21 protein-coding genes, 2 tRNA genes and 1 riboswitch are annotated in these 18,503 nt (G+C 45.4%); of the genes, 13 read left to right on the top strand and 10 right to left on the bottom strand.

Annotated elements, in window-relative coordinates:
- Window positions 1–5: 5 nt before the first annotated feature.
- The 4 genes from pqqC to MSG93_RS10380 are packed head-to-tail and all read left to right on the top strand — an operon-like array spanning window position 6 to window position 3,247.
- Window positions 6–764, top strand: coding sequence for a pyrroloquinoline-quinone synthase PqqC (gene pqqC / locus MSG93_RS10395; protein WP_005226534.1), 759 nt, complete (start codon window positions 6–8; stop codon window positions 762–764).
- Window positions 757–1,041 (top strand): pyrroloquinoline quinone biosynthesis peptide chaperone PqqD, encoded by a 285-nt coding sequence (gene pqqD, locus MSG93_RS10390; protein WP_005280757.1) that lies wholly within the window; start codon window positions 757–759, stop codon window positions 1,039–1,041. The genes pqqC and pqqD overlap by 8 nt, the downstream gene beginning before the upstream one ends.
- The gene (gene pqqE / locus MSG93_RS10385; protein ID WP_324621776.1) at window positions 1,038–2,201 is read left to right on the top strand and encodes a pyrroloquinoline quinone biosynthesis protein PqqE; all 1,164 of its coding nucleotides are present in this window, start codon (window positions 1,038–1,040) and stop codon (window positions 2,199–2,201) included. Before pqqD ends, pqqE begins: the two co-directional genes overlap by 4 nt.
- Window positions 2,198–3,247, top strand: coding sequence for a dipeptidase (locus MSG93_RS10380; protein WP_324621775.1), 1,050 nt, complete (start codon window positions 2,198–2,200; stop codon window positions 3,245–3,247). The genes pqqE and MSG93_RS10380 overlap by 4 nt, the downstream gene beginning before the upstream one ends.
- Before the next feature lie 18 nt (window positions 3,248–3,265).
- Here the strand turns inward: MSG93_RS10380 and MSG93_RS10375 are convergent, their stop codons facing one another.
- Window positions 3,266–3,457, bottom strand: a complete 192-nt coding sequence (locus MSG93_RS10375) for a DNA gyrase inhibitor YacG (protein WP_005226540.1) — start codon at window positions 3,455–3,457, stop codon at window positions 3,266–3,268.
- 356 nt (window positions 3,458–3,813) lie between these two features.
- On the opposite strand from MSG93_RS10375, the gene MSG93_RS10370 reads away from it, so the two are divergent.
- The 5 genes from MSG93_RS10370 (at window position 3,814) to MSG93_RS10350 (ending at window position 7,542) form a co-directional block, all read left to right on the top strand.
- A complete protein-coding gene (locus tag MSG93_RS10370) occupies window positions 3,814–4,458 on the top strand; it encodes an SAM-dependent methyltransferase (protein ID WP_324621774.1) in 645 nt (214 codons plus the stop codon).
- Window positions 4,451–5,641 (top strand): TIGR03862 family flavoprotein, encoded by a 1,191-nt coding sequence (locus MSG93_RS10365; protein WP_324621773.1) that lies wholly within the window; start codon window positions 4,451–4,453, stop codon window positions 5,639–5,641. Before MSG93_RS10370 ends, MSG93_RS10365 begins: the two co-directional genes overlap by 8 nt.
- A 55-nt stretch (window positions 5,642–5,696) precedes the next feature.
- Window positions 5,697–6,356, top strand: a complete 660-nt coding sequence (locus tag MSG93_RS10360) for a hypothetical protein (RefSeq protein WP_032870664.1) — start codon at window positions 5,697–5,699, stop codon at window positions 6,354–6,356.
- A 118-nt stretch (window positions 6,357–6,474) separates the two neighbouring features.
- Entirely contained in the window at window positions 6,475–6,885 is a 411-nt protein-coding gene (locus MSG93_RS10355) for a GFA family protein (RefSeq protein ID WP_202741171.1), read from the top strand.
- A gap of 18 nt (window positions 6,886–6,903) precedes the next feature.
- Window positions 6,904–7,542 (top strand): flavin reductase family protein, encoded by a 639-nt coding sequence (locus MSG93_RS10350; RefSeq protein WP_324621941.1) that lies wholly within the window; start codon window positions 6,904–6,906, stop codon window positions 7,540–7,542.
- Between the two features lie 39 nt (window positions 7,543–7,581).
- On the opposite strand, the gene MSG93_RS10345 is transcribed toward MSG93_RS10350, so the two are convergent.
- Window positions 7,582–8,223, bottom strand: a complete 642-nt coding sequence (locus MSG93_RS10345) for a TetR/AcrR family transcriptional regulator (RefSeq protein WP_324621772.1) — start codon at window positions 8,221–8,223, stop codon at window positions 7,582–7,584.
- A gap of 205 nt (window positions 8,224–8,428) precedes the next feature.
- Between MSG93_RS10345 and MSG93_RS10340 the strand changes: the two genes are divergently transcribed.
- Window positions 8,429–9,169 carry an SDR family NAD(P)-dependent oxidoreductase gene (locus MSG93_RS10340; protein WP_324621771.1) on the top strand — a complete coding sequence of 247 codons (741 nt, stop codon included), beginning with the start codon at window positions 8,429–8,431 and terminating at the stop codon, window positions 9,167–9,169.
- Window positions 9,170–9,237: 68 nt separating this feature from the next.
- Here the strand turns inward: MSG93_RS10340 and MSG93_RS10335 are convergent, their stop codons facing one another.
- On the bottom strand, window positions 9,238–9,570 hold the full coding sequence (locus MSG93_RS10335) for a HopJ type III effector protein (protein ID WP_005280732.1): 333 nt from the start codon (window positions 9,568–9,570) through the stop codon (window positions 9,238–9,240).
- A gap of 304 nt (window positions 9,571–9,874) precedes the next feature.
- Window positions 9,875–9,941: riboswitch (Fluoride riboswitch) on the top strand.
- 133 nt (window positions 9,942–10,074) lie between these two features.
- On the opposite strand from MSG93_RS10335, the gene crcB reads away from it, so the two are divergent.
- Both crcB and MSG93_RS10325 read left to right on the top strand, forming a co-directional pair.
- Window positions 10,075–10,455, top strand: coding sequence for a fluoride efflux transporter CrcB (gene crcB / locus MSG93_RS10330; protein ID WP_009514114.1), 381 nt, complete (start codon window positions 10,075–10,077; stop codon window positions 10,453–10,455).
- Window positions 10,456–10,471: 16 nt separating this feature from the next.
- On the top strand, window positions 10,472–10,801 hold the full coding sequence (locus MSG93_RS10325; RefSeq protein WP_324621770.1) for a DUF190 domain-containing protein: 330 nt from the start codon (window positions 10,472–10,474) through the stop codon (window positions 10,799–10,801).
- Between the two features lie 97 nt (window positions 10,802–10,898).
- On the opposite strand, the gene MSG93_RS10320 is transcribed toward MSG93_RS10325, so the two are convergent.
- The 4 genes from MSG93_RS10320 to MSG93_RS10305 all read right to left on the bottom strand — a co-directional run bounded on the left by MSG93_RS10320 (window position 10,899) and on the right by MSG93_RS10305 (window position 14,750).
- Window positions 10,899–11,153, bottom strand: coding sequence for a type B 50S ribosomal protein L31 (locus MSG93_RS10320; protein ID WP_324621768.1), 255 nt, complete (start codon window positions 11,151–11,153; stop codon window positions 10,899–10,901).
- 149 nt (window positions 11,154–11,302) lie between these two features.
- Window positions 11,303–12,595, bottom strand: coding sequence for an ABC1 kinase family protein (locus MSG93_RS10315; RefSeq protein WP_199974142.1), 1,293 nt, complete (start codon window positions 12,593–12,595; stop codon window positions 11,303–11,305).
- Between the two features lie 301 nt (window positions 12,596–12,896).
- Window positions 12,897–14,258, bottom strand: a complete 1,362-nt coding sequence (locus MSG93_RS10310) for an MATE family efflux transporter (protein WP_324621766.1) — start codon at window positions 14,256–14,258, stop codon at window positions 12,897–12,899.
- Between the two features lie 30 nt (window positions 14,259–14,288).
- A complete protein-coding gene (locus MSG93_RS10305; protein WP_324621764.1) occupies window positions 14,289–14,750 on the bottom strand; it encodes a DMT family transporter in 462 nt (153 codons plus the stop codon).
- 114 nt (window positions 14,751–14,864) lie between these two features.
- Between MSG93_RS10305 and hemW the strand changes: the two genes are divergently transcribed.
- Complete coding sequence (gene hemW / locus MSG93_RS10300) at window positions 14,865–16,019, top strand: radical SAM family heme chaperone HemW (protein ID WP_324621763.1); 1,155 nt, start codon at window positions 14,865–14,867, stop codon at window positions 16,017–16,019.
- Window positions 16,020–16,144: 125 nt separating this feature from the next.
- Here the strand turns inward: hemW and MSG93_RS10295 are convergent.
- The 3 genes from MSG93_RS10295 to MSG93_RS10285 all read right to left on the bottom strand — a co-directional run bounded on the left by MSG93_RS10295 (window position 16,145) and on the right by MSG93_RS10285 (window position 18,427).
- Window positions 16,145–16,220 (bottom strand) — tRNA-Lys (locus MSG93_RS10295).
- A gap of 116 nt (window positions 16,221–16,336) precedes the next feature.
- A tRNA-Lys gene (locus MSG93_RS10290) sits at window positions 16,337–16,412 on the bottom strand.
- A gap of 173 nt (window positions 16,413–16,585) precedes the next feature.
- The gene (locus MSG93_RS10285; protein WP_324621762.1) at window positions 16,586–18,427 is read right to left on the bottom strand and encodes a long-chain-acyl-CoA synthetase; all 1,842 of its coding nucleotides are present in this window, start codon (window positions 18,425–18,427) and stop codon (window positions 16,586–16,588) included.
- Window positions 18,428–18,503: the final 76 nt, after the last annotated feature.

Genomic DNA, 18,503 nt, shown 5'->3' with positions numbered 1-18,503 from the left:
GAATGATGATGCCCACTGATGTATTAAGTGTTGAACAGTTTAAGCAGGCCATTCTGGATAAAGGACAGTACTACCATATTTATCATCCTTTTCATGTGATGATGTATGAGGGTAAAGCGACCCAGCAGCAAATTCAGGCCTGGGTGGCCAACCGTTATTATTACCAAATCAATATTCCGCTGAAAGATGCCGCGATCATGGCCAACTGTCCAGACCAGCGCGTGCGTCAGGAATGGATTCAGCGCATGCTGGATCAGGATGGTGAATATCCTGATGGCGGTGGACGTGAAGCATGGTTACGTTTGGCCGAAGCCGTTGGCCTGACCCGCGAACAGGTGATTTCAGAAGAACTGGTGCTGCCAGGCGTACGTTTTGCCGTAGATGCCTATGTCAATTTTGCCCGCCGTGCCACATGGCGTGAAGCTGCCAGTAGTTCCCTGACCGAACTGTTTGCGCCACAGATTCACCAGTCCCGTCTTGACTCATGGCCCCAGCATTATCCGTGGATCGATGATCAGGGCTATGACTATTTCCGTTCGCGCTTAAGTCAGGCACGTCGTGATGTGGAGCATGGTCTGAGCATTACGCTGGACTCGTTTACTACTTATGAACAGCAGCAGCGTATGCTGGAAATCCTGCAGTTCAAGCTGGATATTCTATGGAGTATTCTGGATGCACTGACTCTGGCCTATGTGCATCAGCAGGCGCCGTATCATACCGTGACCACACAACCAGTCTGGCATAAGGGGTTATTCCGTGAGTAATGCAGCATTTGATTTAAACCTGATTCCGACTTGGCGACAAGGCTACCGTTTTCAGTTTGAGCCTGCACAAAATGCCTTCGTGATCTTATATCCGGAAGGCATGATCAAGCTGAATGACAGTGCAGGAGCAATTGGACAGCACATCGACGGACAACAGAGTGTGGCTGCCATTGTGGGGCTGCTGAAACAGCAGTTTGGTGACATTGCAGAAATCGAGCAGGATGTGGTCGATTATATGCAGGTTGCACAGCAACAATACTGGATTGATTTGCGATGACAGCAGGCGTTGGTTTACCGCTCTGGCTTTTGGCAGAGTTGACCTACCGTTGTCCCTTGCAATGCCCGTATTGTTCGAATCCGCTGGATTATGCCCAGCATAAAAATGAACTGAGCACGCAACAATGGTGTGATGTGTTTGATCAGGCACGGCAGATGGGCGCGGTGCAACTGGGTTTTTCTGGCGGTGAGCCACTGGTTCGGCAAGATCTGGAACAACTGGTTGCGCATGCGCATCAGCAAGGTTTTTATACCAATTTAATTACCTCGGGTATGGGTCTGAACGAGCAACGTATTGCCCAACTCAAACAGGCTGGTCTGGATCATATCCAGATCAGTTTCCAAGCCAGTGATCCTGTGGTGAATGATGCTTTGGCTGGCTCAAAACATGCCTTTGAACAGAAATATGAGATGTGCTGTCTGGTCAAGCAATATGACTATCCGATGGTGCTGAATTTCGTGATTCATCGGCATAATATCGACCAGATTGAACAGATTATTGAGCTGTGTCTGGAGCTGAATGCCGATACGGTTGAACTGGCGATCTGTCAGTTTTATGGCTGGGCTTTTTTAAACCGTCAGGGCTTATTACCGACGCAGGAACAGTTGACCCGTGCCGAACAGGTAACCAATGCCTATCGAGAAAAGCTGCGTCAACAGAATCATCCGTGTAAGTTGATCTTTGTAGTGCCTGATTATTATGAGGAGCGACCAAAAGCCTGTATGAATGGCTGGGGCAAGATTTTCTTTACCGTAACGCCTGATGGCACCGCATTGCCTTGTCATGCAGCACGTCAGCTCCCGATCGTATTTCCCAATGTGCGTGACCAATCTTTATCGGAGATTTGGTACACATCCACGGGTTTTAACCATTTCCGTGGCGATGCATGGATGCCGGAAAGTTGCCGAAGTTGCCCAGACAAACAGCGCGACTTTGGCGGCTGCCGTTGTCAGGCCTATATGCTCACCGGTGATGCGGCCAATGCCGATCCGGTGTGTGGTAAATCTGAGTATCACCATCTGATTGAACAGGCGCGTAGCGAGAGTGAGCAGGCTGCATCTCTTGAACAACTGGTATTTCGCAATAGCAAAAATTCAAAACGATTGGCGCTTCAGCAAAAAATTCCTGTACAAAGCATTCAGGATGAACCTTCTTCATGAATCATCACAATGTTGCAGTTTTCGATGGACATAATGATCTACTGACACGTTTGTGGCTCAGCGATCAGGCGGACTCTGTACAGGCTTTTATCCATGAACAGTTGTCTGGACAACTGGATTTAAAGCGCTGCCAGCAAGCTGGCTTTGCAGGTGGCATGTTTGCGATTTTTCTTCCGCCATTTGCCTATGTGAAACAGCATCATCCCGATAAATTATTTGATCACCATGTGGATGATTTTACCCAACCGCAGGTTGAGCAGATTTGTCTGGCGCAACTCGAGCTGGCACAGCAGATGGTGCAAGCTTCCGAGCAGATTCGACTATGTACCTCGGTGCAACAGATACAGGATTGTCGGGCTCAAGGTCAATTGGCGGTGGTGCTGCATATGGAAGGGGCAGAAGCTCTACAAAATAATCCGGACTTGCTCGATATTTTTTATCAGGCTGGCCTACGGAGTGTTGGTCCTCTCTGGAACAGGGTCAGCCGATTTGGCCATGGCTTAAATGCGCGCTTCCCACATTCGCCTGACACAGGTGCAGGCCTGACTCCTCAAGGTAAAGCATTGGTTAAACACTGTGCTGACAAGAAAATGCTGGTGGATGTATCGCATATGAACGAACGGGCATTTTGGGACACGGCGGAAATTTTGCAGCAACCGATTATCGCCACCCATTCCAATGCACACGCTTTATGTCCCCAAGCGCGTAATCTGACTGATTCGCAACTTCAGGCAATTGCTGAGACTGGGGGCATGGTCGGGGTCAATTTTGATGTGGCCTTTTTACGCGCCGATGGACAGCGCAATGCGGACACACCACTTACACTCATTCTCGATCATCTGGAATATATGATGGAACGTCTTGGAGAAGACCATATCGGTCTGGGTTCAGATTTTGATGGTGCCTTGATCAGTGCCGAACTGCAGGATGTGACGGGTTTGCCCCTGCTCATTGCCGCCATGCAGCAGCGTCATTATTCTGCTGAGCTGATTGAGAAACTCTGCTGGAACAACTGGCTCAAGGTAATGCACCGAATCTGGACTTAGCGGCAAAGCAGAAGATGATTAATCTTCATAATCATCTTCATGGCGTTTGAGGTCTGCTTGCGGTGCATCTTGCGTTGGTAATTTATATTCATCACTGGCCCAGGCCCCCAGATCAATCATCTTGCAACGTTCTGAGCAGAATGGACGAAATGCATTACCTTCCCAAGTGCTGGTTTCTCCACAACGCGGGCAGGGGAATGTACGTGGCATAGAAAATTCCTAAAACAAAGAGGGTTTGTTGACATTTCAACCATGCATTGCGTTATTAGCTAAAACGACATAAACAAGGCATGAAACGTAGACAATGGCGATTCCCTTGTCAAGTTTCATAACGAAGTTTAGGGAGGTTTTAGCCATAACCCTATGGGACAGGAGCATTTTTTGCTGCTACTGTATTATGCCTTATTCATTTAGAATAGCTAAACTTCATAAGTCATGCCTTGTATCAGCTAAAAAATGCTCTCTGTCGCAAGCATTTGTGAAATGTTAACAAACCCTAAATAGATTAGGCAAAAGTAAGGTGACTTGTTAGACTTATGCCGATTTCTAGATAGTTTGATGAGATTATGTCGATTCGTCAATTTCAAGCACAACGTATGCAAGCCCCTCGTGATTTTAAGGCCATTCCTCACACCCCGATTTGTGTAGAAATCGGCGCAGGCAAAGGTAAACATGCCTTGTTATTTACGGGACAAAACCCGCAGACCACGTTGTATGCAATTGAGCGAACCAAAGAAAAATTTTTGGCGATGCAAAAGCAGCATCAACTGGAACCGCGGGAATATTTAAACCCGGTTCATGCCGATGCTTTACCTTGGGTGGTGCACGCCTTGTTTCCGGCCCAGGTACAACAATTTTTTATTCTCTATCCGAATCCAGAACCGCATAACCCGGCGCAGCGCTGGCTCAATATGCCATTTTTCGAATTCCTGCTTTCACGCCTGCAACCGAATGGAACCATTACCTTAGCCAGTAATATTCCCGAATATATTGATGAAGCAGAGCAACAGTTGCTTGAGGTATGGAAATTACCTTATGAAAAACAAAAAATTGCAGCGGACTCGGCCCGTACCCATTTTGAAATTAAATATCTGGAACGTGGTGAACTTTGCCAGCAATTGATCATTGGCAAGCCAGAAGGTTACCCAACCCGTTTTGATGATTTTGCACCGTTGCAAGGTCAAAATGCCCAAGAGAACCGCGATGCCTAAGCGGGTTGCTATTATTGGTGCAGGCCCAGCAGGTTTGATGGCTGCCGAGGTGCTGAGTCAGTATGATTATGAAATTGACGTGTTTGAGCAGAAACCTTCGGCAGCACGCAAGTTTCTAATGGCAGGTAAAACCGGATTAAATATCTCTCATGCTGAGCCAGTCGAGCAGTTTATCCAGCGTTATGATCAACCTGAATGGTTAGGTCCATGGGTCAGGCAATGCGATGCTCAATGGATTCAGAGCTGGATGCAAGGTCTGGGCATTGAGTCCTATGTCGGCAGCTCAGGGCGTGTCTTTCCTGTAGAAATGAAAGCTGCACCGTTATTGCGTGCCTGGCTGAAACGTTTAATGGCTGATGGCGTGAAGTTTCACTATCGCCATCGTTGTGTGGATTTATCCAGTAATCAACTCACTCTGGAAAACCAGACGCAACGTTTTCATGCCACTTATGATGCGATTGTATTGGCTTGTGGTGCGGTGTCATGGTCGCAATTGGGCAGTGATGGGGCATGGCAGCAATGGCTCGCAAAAAATGAGATCGAGCCTTTTCAGGCCAGTAATGCCGGGGTTTTGAAAACATGGTCGCCGTTTATGCAGGATTGCTTTGGTCAGCCATTGAAACGCGTCAATGCCTGGGTAACCCCCGATCAGCAAACCCATGGCGATATCATCATTACCCACTATGGTTTTGAGAGTGGGGTCATTTATAAACTGGGACGTGAGCTCAGAGCACACATTGCCCAACAGCAGCATTTACACTTGCATCTGGACTTATTGCCCGATGTCGGTATTGATCAATTAGAAAAGAAGCTAAACGGTAATAAAAAGCAGTCCTTGACCAATCTTTGGCGTAAAGCAGGATTGGACAATGTTAAAATTAATCTGTTGCGGGAAATCGTTGAAAAAAGCTTGTGGTCAGATGCCAGACAAATGGCACAGCAGATCAAACAGCTCAGTATTCCTTTGGCAGGCTTTCGCCCGATTGAAGAGGCGATTAGCTGTGCGGGTGGGGTAAAGCAAGAGGTGTTATCTCCACAACTGCAATTGCAATCTAATCCTTATGTATTTTGCTGTGGCGAAATGCTGGATTGGGATGCACCAACGGGGGGCTATTTGCTAACGGCCTGTTTTGCGACAGGAAGAGCAGCAGCAGCAGGGGTCAATGCAGTGATCCGCGAGTAAAATAAGCGATATGACTTAAATAAAAACAAACTCAATCAAATTGTTAAGAGGGTATATGAATATTCAACCAACAGTGGAAACACAAAATAACGAGATCATCAAACCATTTCAGCCCAAGCAGATATTCAGCTTGTTTTTTCAACCGAAAAGGTTTTTTTCTCAGTCTAAAAGCTATCATCATCAAAGCATTATCGTGATTGCCTATCTGATTGGTATGGTCAGTGTGATGGATCGAATCGATCAGCATCTTTTACGGGCCGAGACCTCTAATAGAACTGGGTTTTTGAGTTCAGCTGCCGACACTTGGTCAGGTTACTGGTTATGGGTATTAGGCATGGGGATTATTTCTGCTGCATTTGCATGGCTGATTCAAGGTTGGTGGTATAAGAAAAGACTGCAGTTTTCAGGCGCCAAGGAAGCGGATCCACAACTTGCCCGACATGTGTTTGTATTGCAATCTTTAGTCTTTGTACTGCCGATTGTGCTTACTACTGTCATTCAAACGTTTTTATATCCAAATTATTTAGAGGCCTACCATTACTCTACCGTGTTAGGTCTTATTCCGGTGCCATTTTTATTCTGGTCTTGTTGGGTCAGTTATCGCGGGGCAACTGAGGTATTCAAAACCAATAGCTGGGCAAAACTGTGGTTCTTAGGCCTGCCGATTCTGTTCTATATTTTAATCATTGGTGCATTTACGGCCCTCATCAGTTGATTTTAAAAGGGTTGTCTGATTTTCACTAAAATCCCGTGGTATTTCCTGAGCAGATTTGCCTTGTGATCCGGCATTTAAAAATGCTAGTTTTGAGTAAAAGTTCATCAGGAATAGGGAAATGTCTCAAGCTTTACCGGTGTATCGCGGCAGTTGTTTATGTGACGGAATTCATTATGAGATTCATGGCGACATTGGCGAGATCATACAGTGCCATTGCCAGCGTTGCCGTAAGGCCAATGGTACGGCCTATGCCACCAATGCACCAATTAGCAGTGCAGCGTTTAAAATTGTACAAGGTGAAGCGCTGGTTAAAAAGTTTGCTGCCTCTGGCGTGTACCGCTGGTTCTGTGGCGAATGTGGCTCTCCACTGATCAGTTCACGGGATGCACAGCCTGAGCTGTATCGCTTAAGAATCGGAACGCTGGATACGCCATTACAGCAAAAACCCAGCATGCATATTTTTGCTGCATCGAAAGCAGAGTGGGATTGTATCGCGGATGATTTACCGCAATATGCTGAACGTCCTTAAACAGGATGTATGATTGCGATGATTTTTGAAACCTCAGATTTAGAGCCTAATGACATCTACCGACTCTTAGTCGGTGGAATTTCACCTCGGCCGATCGCCTGGATTAGCACCGTCTCTGCGGATGGCGTAGCCAATATTGCACCTTATTCATTTTTTAATGTGGCCAGCTGTAATCCACCTATTTTATGGTATTCACAGGTCAATCCCAGAAATGGGCAGGATAAAGACACGATTCGTAATCTGATGGAGACCCGAGAGTGCGTGGTGCATATCGTGAATTCACAATTGCTGGAGCAGATGAATTTATCCTGTGCTTTATTGCCAGCAGCACAAAGTGAATTTGAGTTTGCCGAGATTGAGTCTGAACCAAGCCATTCAGTTGCTGCATTATCTGTCAAACATGCACCGATTCGGTATGAATGTCAGTTAAGGGAAGTGTTGCAATTGAGTACGCTACCATCGGGTGGTACGGTGGCTTTGCTGGATGTGAAAGCAATCTATGTCGATGACCGACTCTGGGATGGACAGATGATTGACCAGCAACAACTGGATAGTGTCGGGAAAATGGGAGGAGACTTTTATAGTTTAAGCACCGATTTACGAAAACTTGCCCGACCTGTTGTCACACCAGCAGATGAGCCAAAAAAAGGCGGTTAATGACCGCTTTTTTTGCAGTTAAAACCTGATTTTCCAGGTTTAGATCCTTTTGTTATTTTGAATCCTTATTTTCATATTGGTACGGGCATCCCAGCCACGCATAATCTCGGTTACGGCATGGTTCAGTACAGTGCCTGATACCCCGTCCCGTGCTTGTACAGATAGGCCGAGTAAAAAACAATACAAACTTGTTGCGTAAGCACAGACATCCGTATCGACTGCTAATTCACCTGCATCTACAGCACGTTGAACACATTGTGTAAATCTTTCGCGAGTTTTCAGGCGGTGTTGGGTTAAATATTGTTGAATATGGATATTTTCGGGGGAACAGGTCGCGGTTGAAAGTACCAATAAGCAGCCTTTAGGATGACCAGACTCAGTTTGCATTTTTGCCGACCGGCGTAGAGCGCGTTCAATCGCTTCTCTGGGTGCAAGATTTTCATCGCAGAGGCTTTGAGTCACCTGACCATGCGTTGCGATGTAATGCTCAATTACTTCTCGAAACAACGCTTCTTTTGAGCCAAAGGCTGCATAGAAACTTGGTGCCTTAATTCCACCGGCAATGTTGGATTTCAATAAAGAGAGTGAAGTCGAATCATAGCCATATTCCCAAAATAAAAGCATCGCTTGTTCAATCGCCTGATTACGATCAAAGGTACGTGGCCGCCCCATTTGCGCCATTAAGAACTCCTCTTATTCATGAGATCTATGCTAGTCGATACAAAAGTCATTGACAAGCTTGAAAGGTCAACTTACATTTGTATCGATTGATACATATATTGAGATTTAGAATCGACATTTAATAGGTTTAGATCATTGTGGATAGCTATTCATGCGCCTATCCACCGCTGAATCTCCATGTTAAGCCTAAAACAGGAATTTCATTATGAAGACACTTACAGGTAAAGTTGCTTTGGTTACGGGAGGGAGTCGGGGTATTGGCGCTGCGATTGCTCGAAGCTTAGCCGCACAAGGTGCAGATGTGGCAATCACTTATCATCGTGCAAAAGATCAGGCACAGACAGTTGTCGAGCAGATTCAGACATTAGGCCAGCGTGCTGAAATGATTGTGGCCGATGCCGCTGATGCAGCACAGGTCATTGCTGCGGTGGATCTTACTGTGGAACAGTTTGGTCGCCTAGATATTTTAGTCAACAATGCAGGTAACTTCTTGGTCGGAGAAATTGATCAGCTCACACTTGAGGATTATGACCGCACCATGTCGGTTAACTTGCGAGCAGTGTTTGCTGCAACAATGCAGGCGAGCAAATATCTGCCTGAGGGTGGGCGTATTATTTCGATTGGGAGTTGCCTTGCTCCAAGAGCAGGACGAAGTGGCATCAGTTTATATGCTGCCAGTAAAGCTGCCTTAGTTGGCTTAACCAAGGGTGTAGCACGTGATCTTGGCAAGCGCAATATTACGGTCAACCTGATTCATCCCGGTCCGACAGATACGGATATGAATCCTGCAGATGGTCCACGTGCCGATGCGACGCGGGCGAGCTTGGCAATAGCCGATTATGGTCGTCCTGAGGATATTGCTGCCACTGTGCTGCATTTAGCTGGTGAAGGGGGACGTTATATTACAGGCGCAGAGATCGCGGTAGATGGCGGATATAACGCTTAAAAACATAATCAGAAAAAGATCGTGATTGAGTACAGGCAAAAAAAAGGAGGTTAAACACCTCCTTTTTATTATTTGGCCGTTAAAGCCTTACCGTCGAACTTGACCCCATCCCAGCCATGTTGCATAAACTGACGGATATTCTGGTGGTCAGTGGCTTCAGGCGTTGCCAACACAGAGGCATAATGTTCTGCGAATAAACTGAGCGTGTCGGCCTGATTTAAGCCTTCAATTTGTGCAAAACTGAGCACTTTGGCACTGCCTTGGTTTTCAGTCGCAGCATTGGATTGCGCGCCATTTTGGAATGCAGTCGGGGTATGCTGATAACGAGCTTCGATAAATGCCAATACATCCGCAAACTTTGCCGAGCCATCTTTCAGTTGTGCCAATAAGCTTTGAGCCATTTCAAAATTCCATGTTGATTGAATCAATAGCAGCATCATAACATTGAAAATGCAGAAGAGAAGATGATCGAACTCTGAACTGGACGTTGCCGTATTCGCAGTTTATGCTCAAAGTCGTCATTTATATATTGACGAATCATGTATAGGCACAAGCCTTTGATTTCGTCACCTTCGCCTTAGATTTCTATGTGGTTGGGGAAAAAGTTTTAACTGGCTTTGGCTAAACTGTGGATAACTCGATGTTTATACACAGTGTGATTCTGCTTAAAAACAGCGGTTGAGTTGCCTAAAAAATATGTTATTTTAAAGCAAAGGAGATGGCATTCCTCCTGTTACAAACCGCCAGAATGGCTAATGATGCCTACGTTACCCTGAACAGGGGACGTAGGTTCGTGCGTGCTCTGTTCCCATTTTTGGAGTTCGCCCATGAAATATCTTCAGAATAATCTTTACAAATCCATGTCTTATCATTCTTTCGCTCCAACTTTGTTCTTGGGGTAAATCATGTACTATCCATTACTTTCAATCGCTTTAGGCTCGGTATTAGGTGCTTGGTTACGCTGGTTTTTGGGCTTAAAACTCAATCCTATATTTCCGAATATTCCTTTGGGAACAGTGACCGTTAATTTTGTCGGTGGCTTTATTATTGGTTTTGCCATTTCATATTTTTCTCAAAGTTCACTTAGTCCCAATTACAAGCTGTTTGTGATTACAGGTTTTTGTGGCGCGCTTACGACATTTTCGACTTTTTCTGCCGAGATCATTGCCTTATTGCAAAGTGGTAAATTGGGCTATGCCTGTGCCGCGATCATGATTCATGTGCTTGGATCGCTATTGTTTACGATTTTAGGTATGAGCCTGCATCAATGGCTCAGTGCTGCATAGTTGGGGAGTCATTGTAATGCATGGATTTTTAATGAGCTTTTATACCGCGCAAAATCGTTCCTATCAGGGACAGCCGATCAGCGAGTGGTTGCTGACTGTGGCAAAACAGATGAATTTACGTGGCGCGACGATATTGGCGGGTTTACAAGGCGTTGATCATCAAGGTCTATTTCATTCGGCCAGTTTCTTTGAACTGGCGGATCGACCGGTACAGATTCAATTTGCGGTTACAGAAGAGCAGGCGACTGAATTATTGAGCTATCTCAATAGCAAAGAGATTTCACTGTTCTATGTGAAAACACCGATTGAGTTCGGGGTGGTGGGACAGCAAAAGACAGACTCCTAAAGCTGGAATCAAGACATAAAAAAAGAAGTCTAAGTGGAGGAGAGTTAACCTTAGACTTCTAATGCTTTCAGCTTAATGGGTGAAACTTAAATTAAAATTAAGCTTTGCGGTTAAAACGTGCAAAGCGTTTATTAAAGCTTGCAACACGACCTTCATTGCTGGCCTGACGTTGCTCACCGGTATAAAACGGATGGGACGCACTTGAAATATCAAGCGTCACGTAGGGATAAACTTTGCCTTGATATTCCTTGGTCTGTTTGGTTTGCAGGGTACTGCCAATTAAAAAGTAGGCATCTGCATTGGTATCGTGGAATAAGACTTGTTGATAAGCAGGATGGATATTTTTACGCATGTTGAATGACTCCTATTGTTAATAGAAATGTTATAACATAACAATATATGAAGTCAATTCATGTCTTTTCAAGTCAGTTGTATATATAAATTGATTAAAGTAGATAGCCCTCTGACTTGTTGTGACAAGACCAGAGGGCATTAGACAGATTAATTTGGCACTAATTCTTCAAATAAATCATTGAGGTTGTCATGTACTTTGAGATGAATCAGGTTCCAGTAATGTCCGGAAATGGTTCGGTTGACCATAAGCGTATCTGGTGAAGGTTTAAACACATCCCAGTATTTCAGCGATTTTTTCACCAGTAACATACCATCATGATGTGATGAGTTTTCGGCAAAATCATAATTGGTGGTTAGTGGACGCAATAAAATTTCAATCCATTGGGTATATAGCTCACTCGGGAACTTGTGTTTTTCGGCAATGGAATGCAGTTCTGCCAGCAAGTCTTCAACTTGAGCAATATTTTCCTGACGCGCCGCATTCACCAGCGCCTTAAAATGCTGAACGATTTCAGGCGATAAGGTTTTGACGCTGCCGTAGTCGTAAATAATCACACTGCCATCTTCACGAAAAGCAAAATTGCCCGGATGTGGGTCACAGTGGAAGCGTTTTAAGAAAAACATTTCCTGTCCCAAGGCACGGATCAGGCGGCGTCCAATCTGATTGCGAGTCTCGACTGACCATGTACTTGCGGTTTCGATGGATTCACCTTGTTCCAAACTTAGGGTCAGGACGCGACGAGAGGAATAGTCTTTATAAACGGCTGGAATAATCACTTGAGAATCAAGCTTTTCATGGAAGGTTTTAAAGACTTCCAGATTTTGTGCCTCGATTTCATAATTCAATTCGGCTGAAAGACTGTCCTGAATTTCTTGAAACAGTTGATCTTGCAGTTTCTTGTCGATTTTTAAGACGCCCATCAATCGTAAAGCCAGACGCACTTGTTTTAAGTCACTTTCACAGGCCTGATCGACACCCGGATATTGCACCTTGACTACAACGGCTTGCCCATTTGGCAATACTGCACGATGCACTTGTCCGATTGACGCGGCAGCAAAAGGTTCTGTTTCAAAAGAGCTAAAAATCTGCTTTAACGGTTTGCCGAGTTCTTTCTCAACCTGTTGCTGAATCGCGGAAAAAGGCATTGCAGGGGCCTGACGTTGCAGCTTGGCAATGGCCTTAGCGACTTCTGGTGGGAAAATATCCTTATATTGCGAAGCAATTTGCCCGACTTTCATCACTGCGCCTTTCATTTCTCCGAGGGTATCGGCAATCTGTAGACCAATGTCCTGAAACAGCTGGCTACGCGCTGCATTTTTCTGTTCTTCATCGGCGGTAAAATTGCGGATCGAATTCGCTACGCTTTTGCTGGCAATACTTGCGGTCATACCAGCCAGTTTGAGAAAACGCTTACTGGGAGAGCTTGCATGTTTTGCCATCAGGACTTGACCTCATACGATCTAGTTTTAAAGTGATGCCTTGATCATAGGTGACAAAACTTAAATTGCCTATAACAAAATGTTAAGTGATGTAAGCATGTATAAGCGAGCTGTTATCCGTACTTTAACTGGGTGAAGGTGATACGGGCTAAGTAAAGCGTTTTATCAGGTTGTCACCTGTGTATCTACTCGTCCTATGCTGCCTATGAATAAAAAAATATTTAAAATCAGGACAGGCCAAGTCAAATTCGGGGGGCATCCATGCCCCCAAAGCATTGCTTGATTGGATAAAGACGATTCGCTAGGAAAGGGGAAGGGACATCTTGGCCAAACGTTTATTATTGAGGTATAAACGGCTGATCAGTAAGACACAGGCAATGCTTAACCCGATAATTAGGCCAAGCCAGACTCCCGCCACGCCCCAAGAAGTATAGCGGGCAAGATATAAACCAATCGGGAAAGCAATCACCCAATATGCCATTAAGGTAATCCACATTGGCGCTTGCGTGTCCTGCATGCCGCGTAGGCAACCTGCCGCGCTCACTTGCCACGCATCCATCAACTGATAAGCCATGGCAAACCAGAGCAGATACATGGCTACAGGAATCACATCCACATCCGTGGTGTAGATTGCCACGATATAAGGGCGTGCCAGAGCGATCAGCGTCATAGTCAAAGCTGCAAAAATGGTGGCACTGATCAGTCCTACGGTTTGAACCTGACGCATGGCGTGCCAGTTCTGTTCGCCGTAATACATGCCGACACGAATGGTTAAGGCAATCGCCAAAGACAGCGGAATCATAAATAATTGTGAAGTCACTGAAATCGCAATTTGATGGGCTGCAATGGCATTTTCACCCAATGGGCTGAGCACAATTGCGCCTGTACTAAAAATACTGACTTCAAAGAACACCGCCAGACCAATGGGTAAGCCCAGTTTTAAAATACGTTTGATCCAGACCGGATCAAGTTTTTCCCATTTGGTAAAAATAGGCGCCTGCTTATAGGCTTTGGCTTTGGAGACATAGATGGCCAGTGTAATAAACATCAGCCATTGCAAGATGGCTGTTGCAAAACCGCAACCTGCACTGCCGAGTGCCGGAATTGGCCCGAAGCCATACATAAAAATAAAGTTGAGCGGAATCAGGACCAGCAGGGCGATCAGGCTGATAGCGGTGACGGGGCGTGGATGGCCCAAGGCTTCAGAATAGCTGCGTAATGCGGCATACATCATCACTGCCGGCATACCAAAGCCGATGGCATGTAAAAACAGGCTGGCTTTGGGTAATAAGCTCTCCGGTACACCAAATAAAGGCAAAAATTGGGGCATGCACTGCAGGATCAACATCGCCACAAAGCCCAGAATCACGGCGACCCATAACGACTGACGGGCAATGGTCGGTATTTTCTCTGGTGTTTTTGCCCCGCGTGCTTCAGCGACCAAGGGCGTGGTTGCCAGCATGATGCCTGCAAATAACAGCATAATGGGAATCCATAGGCCAACGCCTACAGCAATCGCCGCCAGATCTGTTGCAGAAAGATGCCCGGCCATAATGGTATCAATCAAACCTAATCCTGCCTGGGCAAACTGGGTGATCAGGATCGGAAACATCAAATGAAATAGCTGTTTGAGTTCAAACCGCTTGGTTGTGACATGGGACACAAAAAATACTCTTATTAAAATGAGGAAGAATCAGCGTTGCAGGGTCAATAACACCCCAATAAAAATCACAATACTGCCGAGCAGGCGTTGCCAGTTAATCGGTGTTTTTTCTGTACCTAACCAGCCAAAGTGATCAATAAACATCGAGATCACCAGTTGCCCGAAAATCACTAAACCTGAAAACGTTAATAATCCGAGTTTGGGAGCAGTATAAATGCTCAAACTAATCGCATAAACCCCAAGAAAGCCGCCGAGCCATAGAAACCAGGGAATTTGTGAAATTCCACTTAAACTGGGTTTACTGGCACTTTGAAAACACACCAGTAGCGCCAGCACAATGGTGCCAATGAAAAAAGACAATAGCGCCGCTTGCAGGGGAGAATTCAGATACTCTCGAAGTTGTGTATTGATTGCGGTTTGAAAGGCCATGGCGATACCAATGCCTAGAGTCAGGGGAAGAATAAACAGTAACTGGCTAGAAATTTTCATCATATTATCGGTCTAATTGTTGTTGGTTGTCCCCAGTCTAACTGAATACGTAGATGATGATAAGCCGAACGGGCGAGTCATGTTAAAATGGCGGGGTTCTGTCATTGAGCTGCGATTTTGAGTCATTTAAACCCTGCAAATATTCCACTTTCCCTGTATATCCATATGCCGTGGTGTGTACGTAAATGTCCTTATTGTGATTTTAACTCCCATGCGGTGCCTGATGGTCAGTTGTCCTTGGAACTGGAACAGCAATATCTGGCTGCCTTGGTGGCAGATTTTGAAACTCAGATTGAAATGGCGCAAGGCCGATCGATTCACAGTGTCTTTATTGGTGGTGGAACACCTTCGCTGATTTCTGCATCGGGCTATCAATGGCTCTTTGAACAACTGAAAGCGCGTTTAGCGTTTGAGGAAGATTGTGAAATTACCTTGGAAGCCAATCCGGGAACCGTGGAGCATGATCCATTTGCGGATTATCTGGCGGTAGGGATTAATCGTTTATCCTTGGGCGTACAAAGTTTTGATCCCGAGCATTTACAGCGTTTAGGGCGGATTCATACCGCCAATAATGCACTGGATGCGATTCAGCAGGCACGCCAGGCCGGCTTTGAGCGTGTAAATGTGGACTTGATGCACGGTTTACCTCAGCAAACAGAACAACAGGCCTTAACCGATCTTCAATTGGCAGTAGAGCACGGCGCAACGCATATTAGCTGGTATCAGCTGACCATTGAGCCCAACACGGTGTTCTTCCGTACCCAGCCTGTATTGCCGCAAGACGAGGTGCTAGAGCAGATTCAGGAGAAAGGTGAGGCGTATTTGAAAGCCAATGGTTATGTCAATTATGAAGTTTCGGCCTGGCGTAAGGAAAAGCCATCGGCACATAATCTGAATTATTGGCAATTTGGTGATTATCTGGCGATTGGAGCCGGTGCGCATGGCAAGGTCACGCGTCCTGACGGGATTTACCGTTTCCAGAAAACCCGTTTACCTAAAGATTATTTAGCCAAAGTTCCTGCTGAACATGTGCAAATGAAACGCATTGAAGCAGATGAATTGCCTTTTGAATTTATGATGAACGCATTGCGTTTAAATGAAGGTGTAGCGACCGAGTCGTATACCCAGCGCACAGGACTTGCGTTGCAAGATTTGAATGAGACATTGCATGACTTACGTGAGAAAAAACTTCTCATCGCTGATCAGGATCGAATTGCCTGTACCGAGCAGGGGCATATCTTTTTAAATTCGGTGCTGGAAAGATTTTTATAGTTTAAAAATTATGTGTGCTTTGAGCAGGGAGGCTTAAAGCACTAGTTTTGGATTTTGTCATCGTTTGGAAAGATATCAATGACAAAATAAAAAAGCCTCATCACATGATGAGGCTTTTTCGAATCTGGTGGGTCGTCCGCGACTCGAACGCGGGACCAACGGATTAAAAGTCCGCTGCTCTACCAACTGAGCTAACGACCCTGAAAGAATTTTAGAGTAACACTCTAAAATTATTGCAAGACAAGCAAAGCGCGTAGTCTTACAAATCTCGATAACTTTAGGTTATCAATCCTTTTCAGGAGTATCAAAACATTAGATGGTGGGTCGTCCGCGACTCGAACGCGGGACCAACGGATTAAAAGTCCGCTGCTCTACCAACTGAGCTAACGACCCTAAGCAAGTATTTCAACTAGCTTCGCAAGAAAAACTAATGAGTTCTAAATGCGTCTTCGTTTTGATGTTGCGTATTCTAGCAAGTTATTCAGCTAACACAAGAGGAAATTTAAAAACATGTGCATGATTGTTTATAAAAAGCACGATTTCCTCTTATTTAGCTAAAAAATAAACTAGAAACGGTATTGATAGCTTTGAATATTGTCAAAGATCTCAGTATTTACATCACAATAGCTGCTTGCACCAGGCAATAACACCAGTAAACGTTCAGAGGTTTTGCTCGGATCGAACGAATCTTCTTTCAGTTTATTTTTCTGGTATTTGAATGTACCGGTGGTTTCAACCTTTTCCTGAACGCGCAAGAACACCGGAATGGCATAGGAAGGTAAACATTTTTTAAATACATTCACCATTTCGCTTAAATCTGCATCATTCAGCGCTGTACCATCCACCAAGGTGATGGCTGCCATACCAGCACGGCCATTGGTATTTGGAATTTCTACGCCATAAACCACGGCTTCTGCGATTTTTTCATACTCACAGACCATGTTTTCAACTTCGGTGGTCGACACGTTTTCACCTTTCCAGCGGAACGTGTCGCCGAGGCGGTCCACAAACTGGGCATGACGGAAGCCGATATCACGGACCAGGTCACCGGTATTGAAGTATGAGTCGCCTTGGGTGAACACATCTTTCATGATCACAGACTTGTTCTTTTCAGGGTCGGTATAACCATCAAAAGGCGAACGGCTGGTGATCTTGCCAATTAACAGGCCAACTTCACCGGTTTTGACTTTCTTGCAATAGCCTTTTTTGTCGCGGACCAGCTCATTCTTTTCTTTATCGAACTCAACGATGGCATAAGGGGTAGGTGAGAAGCCGACGGTATTGTCAAAGTTAAAGATATTGCTGAAACCGACATTACCTTCGCTTGAAGCATACAGTTCAAGCACTTCTTCAACCCCGAAACGCTCTTTGAACTTGCCCCAGATATTTGGGCGCATGCCATTGCCAATCATTTTGGTCACGCGATGTGCACGGTCCAGTTCAGTTGCTGGTGCATCAATCAGGTAACGGCACAGCTCACCGACATAACCGATCGCAGAAGCATTGAATTTCTGTACATCTTTCCAGAAGGCACTGGTTGAATATTTACGACGTACAGCCAGTGTCGCACTGCCTGCAATCACACCACACCAGCACACCACCACACCTGTGGCATGGTAAAGCGGTAGGGTGACATACATCACATCATCTTTACCAAGATTGAGAATGTGACCATAGGTACCGTATGCCAGTGTCCAGCGGCTGTGCGTGAAAATCACCGCTTTTGGCAAACCAGTGGTGCCTGAGGTATAGATATAGAACAGGCCATCTTTACCCGTCACGGTACGTGTGGTGGACGGGTTAAATTTCGGGAACTGGTCAATTTGCAGGGCTAGATTGACGTAGCCTTCTGGTGCTGTGCCCGCATTTTTACGTGTTTCCTGATCAGCAAACCAGTGGAAACGGTCTTCTGCAACTTTTAAATCCTGACGTGCTTCATCGATTGCAGCACGGACTTCTTCACCGGCAATCACTGCAATCGGGTTGACCAGATTAATGCTATGTGCGAGTACCTTACCTACCTGAGAGGTATTGACAAGCGCAATGGTGACCCCAATTTTGGCTAAAGCCACAATGCTGGCAATCAATTCAGGACGGTTCTCAACCATCACTGCAATCACATCACCTTTTTTTGCACCCAGAGATAAATAGTAATGGGCAATCTGGTTGGCCCACTCATTTAAAGCCTGATAGCTGTAGCTTTGATCTTCAAATAACAGAGCGATGCCTTGAGGGTTACGCTTGACTGCTTTTTCAAAGGCAATACCTAAACCAGCAGGAGAAGATGGCGTTCGTAAATATGCCTGTTTAAGACCATTAAGGATATGAGGTACTTTAGTGATGAAGTTTGGAAGTCGAGTAGCGACATCACCAAGGGTAATAATATCGGTCTGCGTAGTTTGGCTCATATCAATCCTGTTTTATTTTTCGATCAATCCAAAAATGGCTATCCGTAAGAACACAACCATTCACACCATTGTCGTT

Origin of the sequence: Acinetobacter sp. IK40, from assembly GCF_035615075.1 — a bacterium.
In the GTDB taxonomy this organism is placed as follows: Bacteria; Pseudomonadota; Gammaproteobacteria; order Pseudomonadales; family Moraxellaceae; genus Acinetobacter; species Acinetobacter courvalinii.
Note: the sequence above shows the minus strand (reverse complement) of the source record. Positions and strands in the feature narration are given on the sequence as shown.

Coding starts and splice junctions, on each gene's coding strand:
- pqqC (WP_005226534.1), top strand. CDS start 6: ATGATGCCCACTGATGTATTAAGTGTTGAACAGTTTAAGCAGGCCATT.
- pqqE (WP_324621776.1), top strand. CDS start 1,038: ATGACAGCAGGCGTTGGTTTACCGCTCTGGCTTTTGGCAGAGTTGACC.
- MSG93_RS10380 (WP_324621775.1), top strand. CDS start 2,198: ATGAATCATCACAATGTTGCAGTTTTCGATGGACATAATGATCTACTG.
- MSG93_RS10375 (WP_005226540.1), bottom strand. CDS start 3,457: ATGCCACGTACATTCCCCTGCCCGCGTTGTGGAGAAACCAGCACTTGG.
- MSG93_RS10370 (WP_324621774.1), top strand. CDS start 3,814: ATGTCGATTCGTCAATTTCAAGCACAACGTATGCAAGCCCCTCGTGAT.
- MSG93_RS10365 (WP_324621773.1), top strand. CDS start 4,451: ATGCCTAAGCGGGTTGCTATTATTGGTGCAGGCCCAGCAGGTTTGATG.
- MSG93_RS10360 (WP_032870664.1), top strand. CDS start 5,697: ATGAATATTCAACCAACAGTGGAAACACAAAATAACGAGATCATCAAA.
- MSG93_RS10355 (WP_202741171.1), top strand. CDS start 6,475: ATGTCTCAAGCTTTACCGGTGTATCGCGGCAGTTGTTTATGTGACGGA.
- MSG93_RS10350 (WP_324621941.1), top strand. CDS start 6,904: ATGATTTTTGAAACCTCAGATTTAGAGCCTAATGACATCTACCGACTC.
- MSG93_RS10345 (WP_324621772.1), bottom strand. CDS start 8,223: ATGGCGCAAATGGGGCGGCCACGTACCTTTGATCGTAATCAGGCGATT.
- MSG93_RS10340 (WP_324621771.1), top strand. CDS start 8,429: ATGAAGACACTTACAGGTAAAGTTGCTTTGGTTACGGGAGGGAGTCGG.
- MSG93_RS10335 (WP_005280732.1), bottom strand. CDS start 9,570: ATGGCTCAAAGCTTATTGGCACAACTGAAAGATGGCTCGGCAAAGTTT.
- crcB (WP_009514114.1), top strand. CDS start 10,075: ATGTACTATCCATTACTTTCAATCGCTTTAGGCTCGGTATTAGGTGCT.
- MSG93_RS10325 (WP_324621770.1), top strand. CDS start 10,472: ATGCATGGATTTTTAATGAGCTTTTATACCGCGCAAAATCGTTCCTAT.
- MSG93_RS10320 (WP_324621768.1), bottom strand. CDS start 11,153: ATGCGTAAAAATATCCATCCTGCTTATCAACAAGTCTTATTCCACGAT.
- MSG93_RS10315 (WP_199974142.1), bottom strand. CDS start 12,595: ATGGCAAAACATGCAAGCTCTCCCAGTAAGCGTTTTCTCAAACTGGCT.
- MSG93_RS10305 (WP_324621764.1), bottom strand. CDS start 14,750: ATGATGAAAATTTCTAGCCAGTTACTGTTTATTCTTCCCCTGACTCTA.
- MSG93_RS10285 (WP_324621762.1), bottom strand. CDS start 18,427: ATGAGCCAAACTACGCAGACCGATATTATTACCCTTGGTGATGTCGCT.